The 17264-nt window shown below is 63.5% G+C and carries 15 protein-coding genes; 5 read left to right on the top strand and 10 right to left on the bottom strand.

Going from position 1 to position 17264, the window contains the following annotated elements; translation table 11 throughout:
- The first annotated feature begins 100 nt into the window (after positions 1-100).
- Together HNP00_RS21295 and HNP00_RS21290 are read left to right on the top strand one after the other, a co-directional pair.
- Positions 101-799 carry a DsbA family protein gene (locus HNP00_RS21295; protein ID WP_184741708.1) on the top strand — a complete coding sequence of 233 codons (699 nt, stop codon included), beginning with the start codon at positions 101-103 and terminating at the stop codon, positions 797-799.
- 52 nt (positions 800-851) lie between these two features.
- A complete protein-coding gene (locus tag HNP00_RS21290) occupies positions 852-1493 on the top strand; it encodes a TetR/AcrR family transcriptional regulator (protein WP_184741707.1) in 642 nt (213 codons plus the stop codon).
- A 53-nt stretch (positions 1494-1546) separates the two neighbouring features.
- Here HNP00_RS21290 and HNP00_RS21285 read toward each other — a convergent pair whose 3' ends face one another.
- Together HNP00_RS21285 and HNP00_RS21280 are read right to left on the bottom strand one after the other, a co-directional pair.
- Positions 1547-2194 (bottom strand): LytR C-terminal domain-containing protein, encoded by a 648-nt coding sequence (locus tag HNP00_RS21285; protein ID WP_311770646.1) that lies wholly within the window; start codon positions 2192-2194, stop codon positions 1547-1549.
- A gap of 76 nt (positions 2195-2270) precedes the next feature.
- Positions 2271-2570 (bottom strand): type II toxin-antitoxin system VapB family antitoxin, encoded by a 300-nt coding sequence (locus HNP00_RS21280; RefSeq protein WP_184741705.1) that lies wholly within the window; start codon positions 2568-2570, stop codon positions 2271-2273.
- A 185-nt stretch (positions 2571-2755) separates the two neighbouring features.
- Between HNP00_RS21280 and HNP00_RS21275 the strand changes: the two genes are divergently transcribed.
- A complete protein-coding gene (locus HNP00_RS21275) occupies positions 2756-3667 on the top strand; it encodes a hypothetical protein (protein WP_184741704.1) in 912 nt (303 codons plus the stop codon).
- Positions 3668-3720: 53 nt separating this feature from the next.
- Entirely contained in the window at positions 3721-5304 is a 1584-nt protein-coding gene (locus HNP00_RS21270; protein WP_184741703.1) for a stealth family protein, read from the top strand.
- A gap of 4 nt (positions 5305-5308) precedes the next feature.
- Here the strand turns inward: HNP00_RS21270 and HNP00_RS21265 are convergent, their stop codons facing one another.
- The 8 genes from HNP00_RS21265 to HNP00_RS21230 form a co-directional block, all read right to left on the bottom strand.
- The gene (locus HNP00_RS21265) at positions 5309-6250 is read right to left on the bottom strand and encodes a phosphodiesterase (protein WP_184741702.1); all 942 of its coding nucleotides are present in this window, start codon (positions 6248-6250) and stop codon (positions 5309-5311) included.
- A 418-nt stretch (positions 6251-6668) separates the two neighbouring features.
- Positions 6669-9188: a histidinol-phosphate transaminase gene (locus HNP00_RS21260; RefSeq protein WP_184741701.1), complete on the bottom strand. Its 2520-nt coding sequence runs from the start codon at positions 9186-9188 to the stop codon at positions 6669-6671.
- On the bottom strand, positions 9185-9952 hold the full coding sequence (locus HNP00_RS21255; protein WP_269996046.1) for an amino acid ABC transporter ATP-binding protein: 768 nt from the start codon (positions 9950-9952) through the stop codon (positions 9185-9187). Before HNP00_RS21255 ends, HNP00_RS21260 begins: the two co-directional genes overlap by 4 nt.
- Positions 9949-10929: an amino acid ABC transporter permease gene (locus HNP00_RS21250; protein WP_221451723.1), complete on the bottom strand. Its 981-nt coding sequence runs from the start codon at positions 10927-10929 to the stop codon at positions 9949-9951. The genes HNP00_RS21255 and HNP00_RS21250 overlap by 4 nt, the downstream gene beginning before the upstream one ends.
- A complete protein-coding gene (locus HNP00_RS21245) occupies positions 10926-11834 on the bottom strand; it encodes an ABC transporter substrate-binding protein (RefSeq protein ID WP_184741700.1) in 909 nt (302 codons plus the stop codon). Before HNP00_RS21245 ends, HNP00_RS21250 begins: the two co-directional genes overlap by 4 nt.
- 323 nt (positions 11835-12157) lie before the next feature.
- On the bottom strand, positions 12158-13240 hold the full coding sequence (locus HNP00_RS21240) for a PDR/VanB family oxidoreductase (protein WP_184741699.1): 1083 nt from the start codon (positions 13238-13240) through the stop codon (positions 12158-12160).
- Positions 13221-14921, bottom strand: coding sequence for a histidine ammonia-lyase (gene hutH / locus HNP00_RS21235; protein WP_184741698.1), 1701 nt, complete (start codon positions 14919-14921; stop codon positions 13221-13223). Before hutH ends, HNP00_RS21240 begins: the two co-directional genes overlap by 20 nt.
- Positions 14899-15690 carry an IclR family transcriptional regulator gene (locus tag HNP00_RS21230; protein WP_311770644.1) on the bottom strand — a complete coding sequence of 264 codons (792 nt, stop codon included), beginning with the start codon at positions 15688-15690 and terminating at the stop codon, positions 14899-14901. Before HNP00_RS21230 ends, hutH begins: the two co-directional genes overlap by 23 nt.
- 226 nt (positions 15691-15916) lie before the next feature.
- Here HNP00_RS21230 and HNP00_RS21225 point away from each other — a divergent pair, with 226 nt between their 5' ends.
- The gene (locus HNP00_RS21225; RefSeq protein ID WP_184741697.1) at positions 15917-17134 is read left to right on the top strand and encodes a cytochrome P450; all 1218 of its coding nucleotides are present in this window, start codon (positions 15917-15919) and stop codon (positions 17132-17134) included.
- The last annotated feature ends 130 nt before the right edge of the window (positions 17135-17264 follow it).

Below are 17264 nucleotides of genomic sequence, written 5' to 3'. Positions count from 1 at the left end.
CATTTTGCGCGTCGCGAGCGGCCCCGCATGAACGCCCTCTGTGACCAGTCCAACAGGCCATTCCGGGAATGGTGCACCTGAATTCCCGGTTGTCGCCATCATGAAGATTGAGATCTGGTCAGACGTCGCTTGCCCGTGGTGCTACATCGGAAAGCGTCGGTTCGAAACGGCCCTCGCCGATTTCCCGCACCGCGACTCGGTAGAGATCCAGTGGCGCAGCTACCAGTTGGACCCGAGCATTCCGGAACACTACGACGGCACGGAGCTCGATTACCTCAGCAAGCGCAAGGGCATGAACCCCGCGCAGGTCAGCCAGATGTTCGATCACGTCGCCTTGCAGGCAAAGGGCGAGGGTCTCAACTACCGTTTCGACGACGTCGTAGTGGCCAATAGCTTCACGGCACACCGCCTCATCCACCTGGCCGCCGCCCACGGCAAGCAGGACGAAGCCAAGGAACGGCTCCTGAGCGGCCATTTTGAACACGGCGAGGATATCGGAAGCCAAGACTACTTGACCAAGCTCGGCAACGACCTGGGCTTGCCGGAAGGCGAAATCGCGGAGTTGTTCAGCACCGACAAGTACGCAGAGGACGTCCGCGGCGACATCGCCGAAGCCCGGATGCTCGGCGTCACCGGCGTGCCCTTCTTCGTCATCGACCGCAAGTATGGCCTCTCCGGTGCCCAGCCCTCCGAGGTCTTCGCCCAGGCCCTCACCCAGGCGTGGCAAGAAGCCAATCCGTTGGTCGCCGTCGGCAGCTCCGACGCCGAAGCCTGCGGTCCTGACGGCTGCGCGATTTAGGCTCGCCCCACATACACGCAGCTTTGCTGACAGATCACTGTAAAGTGTCTGTATGCCTAGGATTACGGCCGCCAACAATGCGGCGCAACGCGCTGAAACCCGACGCCGGATCCTGACTGCTTTCGGCGAGTTGCTCTTCACCCACGGCCTGCCCGGCTTGACCATGACCGACGTCGCGCGGCATGCCGGCGTCGGCCGGACTGCGGTCTACAACTATTACGCCGACATGGAACAGCTCCTGATCGCGTACGCCCTGGACGAGACCGAACGCTTCCTGGGCGACCTGCGCGAATCCCTCGCGGCACTGCAGAACCCGGTGGACCGCCTGGCCCTGTACGTTCGCGCCCAAGTGGAAGACCTGAGCCGCCGGCACCTCCCGCCGGGCCCCGCGATGGCGGCCGTCCTCTCCCCCGCTTCCTTTGCGAAATTGGCGGATCACGTGGGCGAACTCAACCTGCTGCTCCAGGACATCCTGCGCGACGGAATCTCGGCAGGCTATCTTCCGCCCGCCGACGTCTCGCAACTCGCCAGGCTCATTCACGGAACCCTCTCCTCCAGCGCGGCTCGGGGCAACGCGGTCAACGGGGCGGAGCCGGACGAGCTTGAGGAGCGGTTGGTCCAGACGGTGCGGTTCATCCAGTTGGGCGCGGGAGCAAGGTTCGACGACGGCGGCCGGCCCGCGCGCCTAGCGTGACACTCCCGCTGGGGCCGGCGTCACCCGCAGAGCCCGCCGCCCGCGGCCCGCGGCTAAGGCGTCGGCTTCGGTAGTACCGGCAGCTTCGAATTGTCCGCAATCCGTTGGTCTTCGCGGGGACAACTGAGCTTGCCCGGCGTGTTGTCCACGAGTTCGGGCGGGACCAGGGCAGAGAAAGCGGGCGCGAGAATGAGGTCCACGGAGGCATCCGTGCGTTGGTCCTGGAAGTAGTCGGTGCCCGCGATGTTCCGTTGGATGTTGAACGCCGCCGCTTGGCCGCCGGATCCCGAAACAACTACCGCCGATCCGGTGTAGCTAGTTGTGGTGTTGTCAACGCCGGCAACGTTGTATCCCCGCGCTTTCAGCTGGTCAGCCACGCTCTTCGCCAGGCCAGCCTTGCCAGCGGCATTGTAGACATTGACCTTGACCTTGTTGTTGGGCGTGTAGTCGAAGACAGTCGTCGGGCAAAGGGTCGTCGGAGCCTTGCTGGCGACGGCCGAGGGGAAGCGGATCACTCCGTTCATGACTGCCCAGGCCCCCACCACCCCGGCAACGATCACCCCCACGAGCAGCACGAGTACGATGCCGTGCAAAAGGCGGCGGCTGAACCACCCCGGATGGTTTTCGGGCCCGGGTGGTTCGGCAAAAGTGGCCCGCAGTTCCGGGCCGGTGACAATGCGATGCCCGTGCAGACGCGTCACGTCGTTTGGACGCCTCCGGGACTTCTTCGGAGCACCGTTCTGGGGCACGTCCACCTGCTCTTCCGGGAGTGTCTCGTTAACCATCTATCACCAGCACCCGGGCGTGGATGGCCGTGCGTTGGTGGAGCGCAGTACGGACGGCCCGGTGAAGTCCGTCTTCGAGATATAACACACCTTGGTACTGCACCACGTGCGGGAAAAGATCCCCGAAAAAAGTTGAGTCCTCGGCCAACAGCGCTTCCAGGTCAAGCGTCCGCTTGGTGGTGACAAGTTCGTCGAGCCGAACCGGACGTGGCGGCAGCGAGGCCCAGTCCTTGGGCGTGGAAAAACCATGGTCGGGGTACGGGCGTCCCTCGCCCACAGCTTTGAAGATCACTTTGCAAGCCTAAAGAAGTAAGCCGTCCAAGGGAACTTACAGGAAGACTCCCGCCAAGGTTGTGGCCAAATGGTAACCGTAGGCGGCCGGTACTCCCACAGTCGGAGCCCGCTGCCGCCGTCGGCCGTCGCACCGCTGTCCCCGCAGCGGGACTAACAGAGGCGCGGGGCTGACAGAATGGGAGCATGACTGCTCCGATGCCCGGCGCCACTCACCCGGCTACTCCCGCCCTCGCACTCCTCCTCGACGTTGACGGCCCCGTCGCGAGTCCCGTGACGCGGGACGTGAAGCCGGAAATCATCGCCGATCTTGTCAGTTTGGCGTCCGCCGGCATCCCCGTCATTTTCAACACCGGCCGTTCCGACGCTTTCATCCGCGAGCAGGTCATGGTGCCCATGATCGCAGCGGGAATGCCCACAGGAACCGTTGTCCACGCCATCTGCGAGAAGGGCGCTGTGTGGTTCAGCTACACCTCGGGCGGCCCGGGACCCATCCATATGGACCATGAACTCGCTGTCCCGAAAGCGTACGGCGACGACGTCCGCCGCATGGTGGCAGAGGACTACGCGGCCCACATGTTCTTCGATGAGACCAAGCGGGCCATGGTGTCCGTGGAGCAGCATCTGGACGTCTCAAATGACGACTACCTGGCCGAGCAGAAGCTCTTCGACGCCGACGCTTTGGAGCTCATGGGCAGGCACGGGCTCTCCGCCGCGCTCCTTGACCACCACGCACCAGAGTCCGACGACGCCGCCGACTACCGCTTGGATCCCACCATTATCTCCACGGACATCGAGTCCGTCCGGCTCGGCAAGGATCTGGGCGCCAGCCGTGCGGTGGAACTCCTCGCCGCCCAGGGAATCACCCCGCAGGCCTGGCGGACGGTGGGCGATTCGCGCACCGACTACGCCATGGCCGATTGGCTCCACCACAATGACCACAGCGTCAAGCACATCGATGTCCGCCCCGCAGACGGTGTGCCCAACAAGCCATACGATGTTCTTACAGCCACAGACCTCGGCCTGGGCGAGGACGTCATTCACGACGACGCCGGCGGCGCATTCTTGCGCAGCTGGCGCGAAGCCTTGGTGGGCTGAGTCCGCTAAGCCCACGCTTCACCACAACCTTTCGGAGAAAAGCCATCACAGTCATGGACCAGCAAGCGATTTACTTCGGTAGCCCCGCCTCCGACGACGACGCGGTCGTTCCTGAGCCGACGTCGCCCGCCGTCGAGGCGCGCCTCAAGCACCGCGCCGACGTCGTCCGCCATCGTGGCCGATACAGCTTGCTGAACCAGAACCGCACGCCGCAGCAGGTGATGGTCGAAGACCTCCTTTTCATTCGCGCGGCATTGGACGCGGCGGGACTGGATTTCATCCTGGTCCGCGGCAACGATCACCGGCCCGTGATCGCCGTTGATTGGAAGCTCCGCAAGAAGTTGCGCCAGGCTTTGGTCGCCGCTTTCCGGAACGAACCGTTCTACTCCATGACCGTGGATGCCAGGAAGAAGTCCACGCTGCTGGTGGCGGACGGCGAGCTTTCCAGCAACCGGAAGGCACGGATCTTCAGGCTCTTCCGTCCACGTGTGGAACCCGGGGGCGGGTTGACCTACGGCCCCTCCCTCGGCGTGCAGCTGGAATTGTGGGAGTTCGACGGCGATCAACTCGTGTTGCCCGTGGAGAACTCGCTGACTCGGCGAACCATGCTGCGCCAGGACGCCGTTCGGGGAACTGTGAATCGCCACGGTCTGAACTGGCCGACCATCGAGAACATGTTCGCGGACCATGCGAGCGACATCGACTTCGACGTCGACATCGTCTTTTCGTGGGTGGACGGCAACGATCCTGCGTATATCGCGGCCCGCCGTCAGCAGATGAAGGACGTCGTCCTAGGCGAGGGCGACGCCCACGAGGCCCGTTTCCGGCAGATCAACGAACTCAAATACGCCCTTCGTTCCGTGTACATGTATGCGCCCTGGATTCGCCGGATCTACATCGCCACGGACTCCCCCGCGCCCGAGTGGCTGGCTGAACACCCGGACGTCCGGATCGTGCGAAGCGAGGAGTTCTTCAAGGACCCCTCAGTGCTGCCCACGCATAACTCGCAAGCCGTGGAATCCCAACTGCACCACATTTCGGACCTGTCCGAGCACTTCCTGTATTCCAACGACGACATGTTCTTCGGCCGCCCCGTAGCACCGGACATGTTCTTCACTCCCGGCGGAATCACCAAGTTCATCGAGGCTTCCACCAGGATTGGGCTGGGAGGGAACGACGCCGAACGCAGCGGCTTCGAGAATGCCGCCCGCGTCAACCGAAAGCTCCTTTGGGAGCGGTTCGGCCGCATCACCACGCGCCACTTGGAGCACACCGCCGCTCCGTTGCGCCGCAGCGTGGTCGCAGAGATGGAGCGCGAGTTTCCGGCCGAGTTCGCCAAGACGGCCGGCAGCAGGTTCCGCGCGGCGGACAACATTTCCGTGACCAACTCGTTCTACCACTACTACTCGTTGCTCACGGGCCGGGCGGTGACGCAGACGGCCGCCAAAGTCAGATATGTGGATACCACCCTGTGGTCCGGGCTGCACTACCTGCCAACGCTGCTGGCGAAACGCAACGTGGACTTCTTCTGCCTCAACGACGGCAGCTTCCCCGAGGTGGCTGCCGATGAACGGGCCGGGCTCGTGACGGACTTCATGGAGAAGTACTTCCCGGTTAAGGCTCCGTGGGAGAAGTAGGCCGCTAGCGCCGGGTCATCTCCGGGCGCTTCGCGTCCACCCGGACGCCGCGTTCGTGGGTTGGTCGCTGGGGAATCCGTACGCCTGCTTCGGCAAGCCGACGCCTGGTGGCTTCCGGGCTGACGTAGTCGCCAACGGTCGGTGACTTCCCCAACGGCACCACCGAATGCACAATCGTTTGCTCGTAGACGTGCACCAGGTTGAATGCTTGGGCACCGTCCCGTCCTCGGGTACCGCCCTGCGGAACGTTGAGGTCCTGCGTGTAGCAACTCGCGGAAGCCACTGATACCGGGACGCCCGCGAACGTGGCTGTGGTGGAGTAGTGCAAGTGGCCGCCCAGGATGGAACGGACATCGGAATTGCGTACGACGTCGGCCAGCGCCGTTTGGCCGCGCAGCTCCACCAGGATGGCGAGGTCAAGGACGCTCGGGACCGGCGGGTGGTGGAGGGCAAGAATGGTGCCGTCGGGGGCAGGGGTTGCGAGCTCCGACGCCAACCAGTCGAGCTGGCCCTGGCTGAGTTCACCGTGATGGAAGCCCGGCACGGAAGTATCCAGCGTGATGATCCGCAGCCCGTTGACGAAGTAGCTGTGATCCACCGAGGCGTCATTACCGCTTTGGTCGAACAGGCCCGCACGGAAATTGGCACGGTCGTCGTGGTTTCCCATCGCCCAGATCACGCGTGCGCCCATCTCGCGGCAGGCAGGCTCGACGATCGCCCGGAGTTTGGCGTAGGCTTCCGGCTCGCCTTGATCTGCCAGGTCACCCGTGAAGATCACGGCGTCGGGGCGGACCTTTGACGCATGAACTTCAGAAAAGAGTTGTCTGAGATGGGCTTCGCTGTCTACCGCGCCGTAAAGGGGTTCCGACCCTCCCACCAGATGGGAGTCGCTAAGGTGCAGAAGGACGTGTCCTGGCCGAGGATATTCAGCCTCGATGAGCTCCATTACTACCTTCGGGTCGGTAGGAGACGGCGCCTCCAGTGTCTGCCCCAATAAACCCAATCCAACCAGACAAAAGGCTAACGCAGGGTAACTTACGGACGGAATGTTGGAAAATTACTCACGCGCCCCGGCTACCCTCGCTCACCTTTAGGGCGCTTTTCCCCGACGCTCCTTCACCTCTGGCGCACTTTTCGACAACCCTCCTGCACTTTTGAGCGCATCCCACCCAACACTCGCTCACCAAAAATGAGCAATTGCCCGCGCGGTCGTCAAAGGTGAGCAAGCGTCTGGGAAAAACCTGCCAAAGGCGAGCGAGCGTCTGGGAAAAACCCGCCAAAGGTGAGCGAGCGTCTGCGGCCGGTGACGGCACGGCGAACGTGACCGGCGAGAGAGACGGCGGTTCCCACCATCCAGGCTTCCCTCAACACCGGAGCCACGAGTCCACTGCTGCCAACACAGCCTGCGACGCCTCCCGTCCGCCGATAGTCACGCGCACGCCCTCGCCGTCGAACGCCCGGACCGAAACGCCGTGGCGCACACAGGCTTGCTCCAATTCCCGCGCCTGCTCCACGGGAATCCACACGAAGTTCCCGCCGCTTTCCGGCACTCGAAAGCCTCGGTTCCGCAGTTCCTCGGCCAGGAATTCCCGCCCGGCCACCACACCCGCCACGGTGTCCCGCAGGACTTCATCTTCTGCCCAGGCTGCAACAGCCCCTGCCTCGGCCACCCTGCTCAGGCCGAACGGCGGCGCCGACCTCCGCAGGTTGCCAACAATTTCCGGGGCCGCTGCCAGGTATCCAACCCGCGCGCCGGCGAGCCCGTAGGCCTTGGAAAAGGTGCGAAGGACCACCAGATTGGGGAACGTCGCCAGCAGTGCTACTTCGTCCTCTTCCGGCTGGGTGAATTCGCGGTAGGCCTCATCGAGCACCACCACCACGTTTGCGGGCACCCGACGCAGGAAACGGAGCAGTTCATCGTGCTGGATCACGGTGCCCGTGGGGTTGTTCGGGTTGCAGACAATCACCACTTTCGTGCGCTCTGTGATCGCGTCCGCCATGGCGTCAAGCCGGTGCCGGAGCCCGGCGTCGAGCGCCACCCGAGTGCTTGCCGCCCCTGCCACCGTCACCAGAATCGGATATGCCTCGTAGCTGCGCCAGGCATGAACCACCTCGGCGCCGGGCCCGCTGTACGCCGTGAGCAGCTGCTGGAGAAGGGTTAGGGAGCCGGCCCCCACCAGCACTTGCCCATCGCCCAGCCCCAAGCGCCGGGCGATCGCCGCCACCAGTTCGTCGCCAAAGAGGCTCGGATAGCGGTTCAGACCGACGGTCGCCGCCGCCATGGCGTTCTGGACAGCGGACGACGGCGGCACGGAAGACTCGTTGGAAGACGCCACCCAGGTGACGCTGCCCAAGCCTGAGGCCCGGGAATAGCTTGGAAGCGCCGCTATTTCGGGTCGAGGTGCCGGATGCGACGACCTGCCCGAAAGAGTCTGCGAAACCCGCCGGGAAGTACCGGCAGGAGCCAGGACCTTGCCCGGGTTCATCAGGCTGTGCGGGTCCAGAGCTGCCTTAATGGCGGCCATGACGCCCACCCCGGCAGGATGTTCGGCGCGGAGCGAGTCCATTTTGCCTGCACCGATGCCGTGCTCGCCCGTGCAGGTGCCTCCCATCGAGAGGGCTCGGGCCACGAGTCGCTGATTCAGGGCCGAGGCCGCAACCAAGGCATCCTTGTCTCCGGGTTTGAGGACAATGGCCAGGTGGAAATTTCCGTCGCCGGCATGCCCCGCAATCGGAGCCACTAGTCCCGAGGCGACAATGTCCTGCTTGGTGGCGGCAATGCATTCGGCCAGCCGTGAAATGGGTACGCACACATCCGTCGACCAGGTGTGCGCGCCGTCCACGAGGGCCTGGCAGGCCGGGAGGACATCGTGCCGGGCCTGCCACAGCCGCTGGCGGTCCGTCTCCTCCGTGGCGAACTCGAAGCCACTTCCACCGTGCCTGACGGCGATGGCCTGGATTTGCCCCGTCTGCTCCTCCACTGCGCGCGGGGTCCCGTGGAACTCGAACAGCAAGCTGGCGGTTCCCGACACTTCGAGCGCGGAATACGCGTTGACGGCGGCGATGGTGGTGTCATCCATCAACTCCACGCGAGCCAACGGAATACCTTTTTGAATGGCTTCCTGCACCACCAGGGAAGCCGCTTCGAGCGAAGGGAATCCGCACACGGCGGCCGAGACCGCTTGCGGTTGGCCGTAGACGCGGAGCGTCACCTCGGTAATGATCCCCAGCGTGCCCTCCGCGCCGACGAAAAGATGCGTAAGGTCGTAACCGGCCGCGGATTTCCTCGCCCGGCCGCCCGTGCGCACAATGTCGCCGCTGGCAAGAACCACCGTCAGTCCCAGAACACTTTCCCGCATGGTCCCATAGCGGACTGCCGTGGTGCCGCTGGCCCGCGTGGAACACATGCCACCGACGCTCGCGTCCACGCCGGGGCCGACCGGGAAGAACAGGCCATGCGGATCCAGTTCCGCGTTGAGGGCACTCTTCATCACTCCGGCCTGGACCGTGACATCCAGATCCGCCGGGCTGAGCCGCAGGATGCCGGTCATTCCGGAAAGATCGATCGTGACCACCCCGGCCCGGGCGTTGGCACCTCCTTCGAGGCCCGTTCCGGCCCCGATCGGAACCACGGCCACGCCGTGGGCGGCACAGATCCGCACCGCCGTCGCAACATCTTCCGTGGAGGACGGACGCACGACGGCGGCCGGCAGCCCGGACGGAAGGTGCGAACGGTCATGTGAACGGGCTGCTCGGACGGGGGTATCGACGGCGACCTTGCCGCCCAGCGCCAGCTGGAGTTCGACGACGGCGGACGCGGCCGCCGTCGGGCGCTCCACATCACTGACCTCCAGCAATGCACCCAACTGCGCCGGAATGCTCATGCAAGGACCTTGGACAAGAACGCCTGGGTGCGCGGCTCGCGCGGGTCCTCAAGGACCTGGTGCGGATCGCCGCTTTCCACGAGCTGTCCGTCGGCCATGAAGTGAACCACGTTGCCAACTTCCTTGGCGAAACCCATCTCATGGGTGACCACAATCATCGTCATACCGGAGTCCGCCAGCGAGCGCATCACGTCCAGCACCTCACCCACGAGCTCGGGATCCAAGGCCGAGGTCGGCTCGTCAAAAAGCATGACCGAGGGTTTGAGCGCGAGCGAGCGCGCGATCGCCACGCGCTGCTGCTGGCCGCCCGAGAGCTGGCCCGGGTAGTGGTCCGCTTTGTCGGCCAGCCCCACGCGCGCCAACAACTGCCGGCCTTCCTCGACGGCCTGCTCCTTGGGGATGCGCTGGACCACTGTGGGACCCTCGATCACGTTTTCCAGCGCAGTGCGGTGTGGAAAGAGGTTGAACTGCTGGAAGACCATGCCGATGGATGCGCGTTGCTTCGCGGTCTCGTGCTCCTTGAGTTCGTGGAGCTTGTTGCCGGAGCGCCGGTACCCGATGCGTTCACCCTGGACCCAAAGCTGGCCGCCGTCGATCTTTTCCAAGTGGTTCATGCACCGAAGGAAGGTGCTCTTTCCCGAGCCCGACGGCCCCAGCAGGCATGCGACCTCGCCCGCATTGATATCCAGGCTGATGCCTTTGAGGACCTCCAGATGTCCGAAGGACTTGCGGATGTCGCGGGCCCGAACGATTGGTTCCTTCACTTGACCTTCTCCAGTTCTTCTGCGGGACCGTTTGGGATCGCCAAAGAGGCGCTCGACGCCGGCGGGAGACCGTTCTTCAAGCGGGCGTTGGCTGCGGCCCCCGGGAGTGATTTGGCGGCTTTCATTGGTGTGAAGCCCCGTTCAAAATGCCGTTCCAAGTAGTACTGGCCCACGGACAGGACCGCTGTGACGGCCAAGTACCAAAGGGCCGCCACGATCAGCAGCGGAATGGTCTGGAACGTGCGCGAGTAGATGATCGAAACCGACGTCAAGAGCTCGCTGTAGCCGATGACGATCACCAGGGAGGTGTACTTGAGCATGCCGATGGTCTCATTGCCGGTGGGCGGGATGATGACGCGCATGGCCTGCGGGAGGATCACGCGGCGCATCGTCTGCAGCCTCGTCATTCCCATGGCTTTGGCTGCCTCGGTCTGGCCCGCCGGGATAGCCCGGATGCCGGAGCGGACAATCTCGCCCATGTACGCGCCTTCGTTGAGGCTCAGGCCCAAGATGGCCGCGGTGAACGGGGAGATCAGCGTGTTGGTGGAGATCTCGAAGAAACTGGGGCCGAATGGAACGCCGAGAACCAGCTTCGGTATGAGTGCCGCCATGAAGAACCAGAAAAGGAGCTGGACCATGAGCGGGGTGCCACGGAAGAACCAGGAGTAAGCCCACGCAGCGGAGGACAGGATGGGATTCGGGGACAGGCGGCAGACGGCCACCGCGATTCCCAGGACGATGCCGATGGCCATCGAAACAGCAGTCAGCATCAGGGTATTGCCCAATCCGGCCAGCACCGGAGCGGCAAACAGGTATTCTCCCACCGTGCCCCACTGGAACCGCTGATTGGTGACCATGCCGTAGACCATGAGCGCTACGCCAAGGACCACCACTCCGGCCATGACCCAGCGCCCGCGGTAGCGGGCCGGGACAATCGAGAGATTCTGTTCCTCCTCCGTTGCCGTGTACAGGGTCACTTGGTAGCTCCGTTGACGGTGAACTTCTCGATGACGTGGTCATCCATTTTGTACTTGGTCAGGATGGCCTTGTAGGTACCGTCTGCCTTGATCTGCTCCATGGCCTTCTGCACCACGTTGGTCAGGTCCGTGCTCTCCTTGGGGAACACGATGCCGAAGAATCCCTGCTGGTACGGCTTGCCCATCACCAAGTCGCCGTTGCTCTCGGCGGCGACTACGGAACCTGACGTCGTATCAAGCAGGAAGGCGTCCACCCGTCCACTCTGCAGCGCCAGGACTGCCTGGTTCTGCCCGGCATAGATGGTGATGGCGAGCTGGTCCTTCCCCGCGGCCTGGCATTTGCTGGACTGGTCCGCGGCATCGGCGTCTTCGGTGGTGCCCTTGACGATGCCCACCTTTGCGCCGCACAGATCGTCAAGCGACTTCACGTTGTGCGGGTTGGTCTTGGTGGTCATGATGCCCGCACCTGCCGAGAAGTAGTCCAGGAAGCTGACCTGCTTCTGCCGCTCGGGAGTGTCCGACATCGCGGACATGCCCATGTCATAGCGGCCCGATGCCAGGCCCGGGATGATCGCATCGAAAGCGATGTTGTCGAAGGCGAGCGTAACGCCGAGCTTCTTCTCGATGGCGTCCGCGAGCTCACGGTCAATCCCGACGATGGTCTTTCCGTCCTTGTCGATGGACTCGAACGGAGGGTACTCGACGTTGCTGGCCACCTTGATGGTGCCCGCGCTTTGGATCTCTTTGGGCAACTGGCTGAAGAGCGGCGCCTTTGCCGCATTTGCCGCCGCGCTTGCGTCGCCACCCGCACTCGCCGAGCCGCCACAAGCGGTCAGCCCGACGACGGCGGCGAGTGCAATGGCCGAGAGGGCCGGCTTGCGGAGGGAGAATTCGAAAATACTCAATGTGTGCTCCTTGGGTTATTACGGCTTCGGCGAACCACGGGACAACTGCTACCGGGATGGAAATTCAGAATGAATCTGCGCGATCTTGATTCAGCATAGAGATGAATGACGCGCATCACAATAGCCATTCAACGCGAATTCACAAAGTATTCTTAAATGACAAATGCGGGTCCGAAGAGCATCGGATCCGGCATTTGAAAATGGGCAAGCTACATCGCAAAACGTTGAAATCCCCGTTCCGCCGCGGGCACACGGCTCCACACAGGAGAGCGAATGTGGCCTACATTCCCCCGCAAACAAAGGGAAAATCGCGCTTGCCCGGCCTAGAGTTCCAGCACCAACCTCTCCCCGCGGCAGCGTGAAACGCAAATCATCATTGTTTCATTTGACGCACGTTCTTCGTCACTGAGAATTTCATCGCGATGATCGGGAATTCCGTCCAGCACCACCGTTTCACACGTCCCACACGTTCCTTTTCGGCAGGAATTCAACGCGGGAACTCCTGATCGCTGGAGGGCATCGAGGATTGTTTCATTTTCCGCAACATCGATCTCCATTCCGTCGGCTGTTTCCACGACGAAAGGCGAGTTATCGCCGGAAGTGTTCCGGCTTTCCTGCCCGGAACCGCCTTGTGCGCCGCTGCCTGGAACGGCGCCGCCTGGGCGGGTTCCGGCGTCGGGCTCGTCTTGACCGAAGTCCTCAAAGAGCAACTGCGGAACCAGACCAGCCTCGTGGGCCAAGCGGAGTTCGCTGAGCAACCGCGGCGGACCGCAAGCGTAGACGGTCGAGTCCGCAGCGAGTCCTTCGCTGCGAAGGTACCCGGCCAAGTCCAGGGCGCCGGATCCCTCTTTGGCATGGATCCTGGTTCTGTGCCCCACCGGGTCAAGTCCGGCGATCTCGTCCAGGAAAGCCATGGAACGGAGATTGGACCCCAGATACAAGAGGCGCCAAGGCTCCCCTGCCCGGATCGCTGCTCGGATCATCGGCAGCAGGGGCGTGATTCCGATCCCGCCGGCGACGAAAAGCTTCTCCCCGGAGCCCGCGGTGCCACGGAAATTGTTCTTGGGGCCCCGAACATCGAGGACGTCCCCGGCCCGCAACACCTCATGGACAAAACTCGAACCGCCCCGGCTGGTTTGCTCACGCAACACTGCGATGCGCCACGCGGACCGATCCGCAGGTTCGGAGCACAGCGAGTACTGGCGCAGCATTCCGTTGGAAAACAGCACGTCAACGTGGGCACCAGGCTCCCATACCGGTAGCGCACCGCCGTCGGGATCCTTGAGAATCACCGAAACGACACCGTCCGCCTCCGTGCGGAGCTCGCTGGCCGCTAGCTGGAAAAAGCCCTTTGCGGCGAGCGTCGGAGTGCCCGGTTTGGCGGCGTCAGTGGCCTGGAGCGTCATCGCTGCCTCCGCCGATCGCGGCATTCACAGCGGCCACGACGGCGCCATCGTGAACGAGTTCCCCGGCTTTGCGTAGCCGCGGATACAGGACAACGTCCTGCTTGATGTAGTCGATCGCCCGGCCGTCGGCTGCGGCGGTGGAACGCAGCAGCGCCAATGCTGCCAAGCTCGCTGCTCCGGGTTTGGCGCCTGCCGTGGCGGACATGTCCATCCGTAGTTCCAACGCCTGGGCTGCCATCAGCAACTCCACAGCCACCACGGACTCGATGTTGGCGACAATCTGGCGCGCGTGCCGGCCGGCGTTGTTGGCCATGGACACGTGATCTTCCTGGTTGGCGCACGTCGGAATGGAGTCCACGCTGTCCGGGTGCGCGAGGGTCTTGCAGTCGGACACCAAGGCAGCGGCAAGGTATTGGGGCAGCATGTAGCCGCAGTCCATCCCGATCTGCTCACTGGCAACAAGCATGTCCGGAAGGCCCCGGTTGAGGGTGCCGTCGTCGAGCCTGAAGAGCCGACGCTCGGTGATGTTGCCGATTTCGGTGACCACGATCGAGATGAAGTCTGCCGCGAACGCCACGTATTCGGCGTGGAAGTTGCCGCCCGAGACCGCCTTGAGGGTGCGAGTGGAAGGAAGCGAAGGGAAGATCAGGGGGTTGTCGGTGGCGGCATTGATTTCGTTATCGATGATGCCTGCGGCGAATTCCAAGGTGTCCTTGACCGGACCGAAAACCTGCGGAATACAGCGCAGCGAGTATGCGTCTTGCGGCGGCTGTCGCACGGGGTCCTGTCCAGCGTCGCCATCCACCAAACCGCTGCCCGAGAGGAGCTCGCGCAACCGCGCGGCCACCTCGATCTGGCCGCGCTGGCCGCGGGCCTGGTGGAGCTCGTCGATGAAGGCATCTCCGAAGCCCAGGAGTGCCTCGATGGTCATGGCCGCGGTGATCTGGGCGGTTTCGAGGAGGTTTTGGGCGTCGTACAGGGCCAACGCAGCCTGGGCACAAGAGAACGAGGTGCCGTTCAAAAGGGCAAGGCCGTCCTTGGCACCCAGCGGCAGCCGCTCGATTCCCGCATGGGCCATGGCCGCGATCCCGGACACCACAGTACCGTCCACGAAGGCCTCGCCGGAGTCGAGCTCCTCATCCTCGCCGGTGTGGGAGCGCGACATGACAATCGCCACGTGGGCCAGCGGAATAAGGTCGCCCGAAGCTCCCAGCGAACCGTATTCCGGGATAGCCGGGTACACGCCGCGGTTGAGCATCTCGGCGAGGGTCTTCACGATGTCCGCCCGTACGCCGGAGTAGCCCTGTGTCAGGCTGACGATCCGGATGAACATGGTGGCCCGCACCACTTCTTCGTCCACGTAGCGGCCAACCCCGGCAGCGTTGGAGAGGACCAGGCGCCGGGAGAGCTCGGCGGCGTCGGACGGCTCATCGAAGGCCTTGCGGCCAGCGAGGGAACCAAAACCGGTGTTGATGCTGTAGATCGGCGCCGTTTCCTTTCCGGCCCGCATGTCATCCATGACGCCGTCCAGCCAGTCCTGACTGGGCTTCATCCGCGCCAAGGCTTGCTCGTCCACCACAACGGGACGCCGGTGGCGCGCAACCTGGATCAGATCCTGCAGGGTTGCGCGGTGCGTCCCCAGGACCACTGGTGCCGTGTCAAGCAGAGTTTTGAGCGTCATCGCTTACCTCTCGGGTTGTTCTGCGGCTTGCGAGGGAACCAAGCGACGCCGCCAGGTTCTCCGCTGCCTCGTTCATTGTCTTCAAAGTCGAATTCAGCCAGGCCCGGGAACCGCAGCGGTTCTCCGGGCCGGCCACGTTGAGCGCGCATACCGCCTCGCCGTCCAGCATCACCGGTACGGCCACCGAGACTGCACCCGGATCCAGCTCGCCTCGGGAGACTGCCCAGCCGGAAGATCGGATCTGCGCCAGGCTGAGCAGAATCTGCTCAGCGGAAGGTGAGTTTTCAGTGAAGCGCGGAAGGTCGCCGTCGAGCACTTGGCGTACGACGTCGGACGGCGCCCAAGCGAGCAGCGTCCGGGGGCCTGCGCCAGCCGTCAGGGGCAGGAGCTCATTGACGGCGAACGTGTACTTGAAGGCCTTGTCCGGTTCCGCTCGGCGCAGGCACATGGCCTGCGTTCCCACCCGAATCACCATCACGGCCGTTTCCCCCACGGCATCAACGATGCTTTTTAGCACAGCCGTGCCAACTTCCGCGAGATGGCTCTGCGTCAGGTGCCGTCCGGTCAAGGCCAACAGCGCGTGACCCGGCCGATAGATTCCCGCGTCCTCCTGGACGAATCCACGTTCGCGAAGCTGGCGAAAATAGCGATAGGTGGTACTGACGGGAATGCCCAGCTTGAGGGCCACACCCTCCACGGTGGCATCTCCGCTGTCCGCGATTTCCGCGAGGATCATGAGGCCCCGTTCAAATGAAGTGTGGGTTGCCACGGTATGCCTCCTTCCTGGATCGGTCACACTGTGTCGCCGCTCATGAACTGATCGTGCAGGGCGGCAAAGCATTGCGACAAACCAGATTCCCACAGAGTGAGAATCATGTTTAACCGTTGCTCTTTGAGACCGATACTTTGATGCCACGAATCCGCTTGTCCGGTCCCTTGCAGGGGTTGGCCCGCAGATTGGATCTCGGCAAAAATCGACGGTAATGAGGCCCACGATGTCACTACGCACTCCCCCGCAAGCCATTCCCGTACTCTCTGGTCTGCACGATGATCCGTACACGGACGAAAACCTCACCAACCCGTATCCCCTGTTCGAACGCATGCGGGCGGCCGGACCGGCAGTGTGGCTTGGGAAGTACGGGGTCCTGGCCTTCGCCGGTTTCGAGGAGTGCAAGGAGATTCTGGAGGACTACCGTACGTTCATCTCAAGTGCGGGTGTGGGCCCCAAGAACCTGCACCACGAGCCCGCCTGGCGTCCCCAAGGCATCCTGGAATCGGATCCCCCGGTCCACGGGCCCATGCGCGCAGCAATGTCAGGTGTCATTTCTCCGCGTGGAGTGCGCTCCCTGAGGGCCAGGTTTGAAGAGTTCGCCGACGAGCTGGTGGACAGCCTCATCGAGCGGGAAACGTTCGACGGCGTCACCGACCTCGCCGAGTTGTTTCCCATCCGGGTCTTCGGCGACGCCGTCGGGATCCCGCGGGAAGGCCGCGAAGCCAATCTGCTGCCGCACGGAGCCATGAACTTCAGTTCCTTCGGGCCCGACGACGAACGGTCCCGCGAGTTCTTCGAAAAAGGCGAACCCACCCACAAGTGGGTTATGGACAACTGCGCCCGGGAAAACCTCTCCCCGGATGGCATGGGAGCCCAGATCTGGGAATTCGCCGATCGCGGCGAGATCACTCCCGAACAGGCCGCCCTGCTAGTACGGGCCATGCTCTCCGCAGGCTTGGATACCACGGTGTTCTCCATCGGGAACACTTTGCAGGCTTTGGCGGCACACCCCGAACAGTGGGCCAGCCTGCACGCGAATCCGCGGCTGGCAAAGTTCGCCATTGACGAAGCCCTCCGGTACGAATCGCCGTTCCAGTCCTTCTTCCGGACCGTCGCAACGGACACCGTATTCCGGGGAATCCCGCTGCCGGCCGGAGCCAAGGTGCTGCTGTTCATGGGCTCTGCCAATCGGGATGCCGCGCACTGGGGAGCCACGGCCGACGAGTTCATGATCGACCGGAACGCCGGCGGCCACCTCGCCTTCGGCATGGGCATCCATCAATGCGTGGGCCAGCCGATTTCCCGGCTCGAGATGGACGTGCTCTTCACGGCCATGGCCAAGCGGATCAAAGGCATTGAGCTGGTGGGCGAGCCCTTGCCATACCTGCACAACACCCTCCGAGGATGGCGTTCCCTCCCGCTGCGCATCACGGCCGCGTAGATCCGATCCCCGCTCACTTTTAGCGTACTTTTCGGCGGCGGGTTCAGGGGGTCGTTGCAACACCTGAGTGATTGGTGGGTGTTGTGGTGGGTGTTGGTCGGCCTGAGGTGTTGCGTGAGGTTGTGCGGGT

It is taken from the genome of Arthrobacter sp. AZCC_0090 (genome assembly GCF_014207375.1).
GTDB lineage: Bacteria > Actinomycetota > Actinomycetes > Actinomycetales > Micrococcaceae > Arthrobacter.
Note: the sequence above shows the minus strand (reverse complement) of the source record. Positions and strands in the feature narration are given on the sequence as shown.

Coding starts and splice junctions, on each gene's coding strand:
- HNP00_RS21290 (WP_184741707.1), top strand. CDS start 852: ATGCCTAGGATTACGGCCGCCAACAATGCGGCGCAACGCGCTGAAACC.
- HNP00_RS21265 (WP_184741702.1), bottom strand. CDS start 6,250: ATGGAGCTCATCGAGGCTGAATATCCTCGGCCAGGACACGTCCTTCTG.
- HNP00_RS21240 (WP_184741699.1), bottom strand. CDS start 13,240: ATGACGCTCCAGGCCACTGACGCCGCCAAACCGGGCACTCCGACGCTC.
- hutH (WP_184741698.1), bottom strand. CDS start 14,921: ATGACGCTCAAAACTCTGCTTGACACGGCACCAGTGGTCCTGGGGACG.
- HNP00_RS21270 (WP_184741703.1), top strand. CDS start 3,721: ATGGACCAGCAAGCGATTTACTTCGGTAGCCCCGCCTCCGACGACGAC.
- HNP00_RS21295 (WP_184741708.1), top strand. CDS start 101: ATGAAGATTGAGATCTGGTCAGACGTCGCTTGCCCGTGGTGCTACATC.
- HNP00_RS21275 (WP_184741704.1), top strand. CDS start 2,756: ATGACTGCTCCGATGCCCGGCGCCACTCACCCGGCTACTCCCGCCCTC.
- HNP00_RS21260 (WP_184741701.1), bottom strand. CDS start 9,188: ATGAGCATTCCGGCGCAGTTGGGTGCATTGCTGGAGGTCAGTGATGTG.
- HNP00_RS21225 (WP_184741697.1), top strand. CDS start 15,917: ATGTCACTACGCACTCCCCCGCAAGCCATTCCCGTACTCTCTGGTCTG.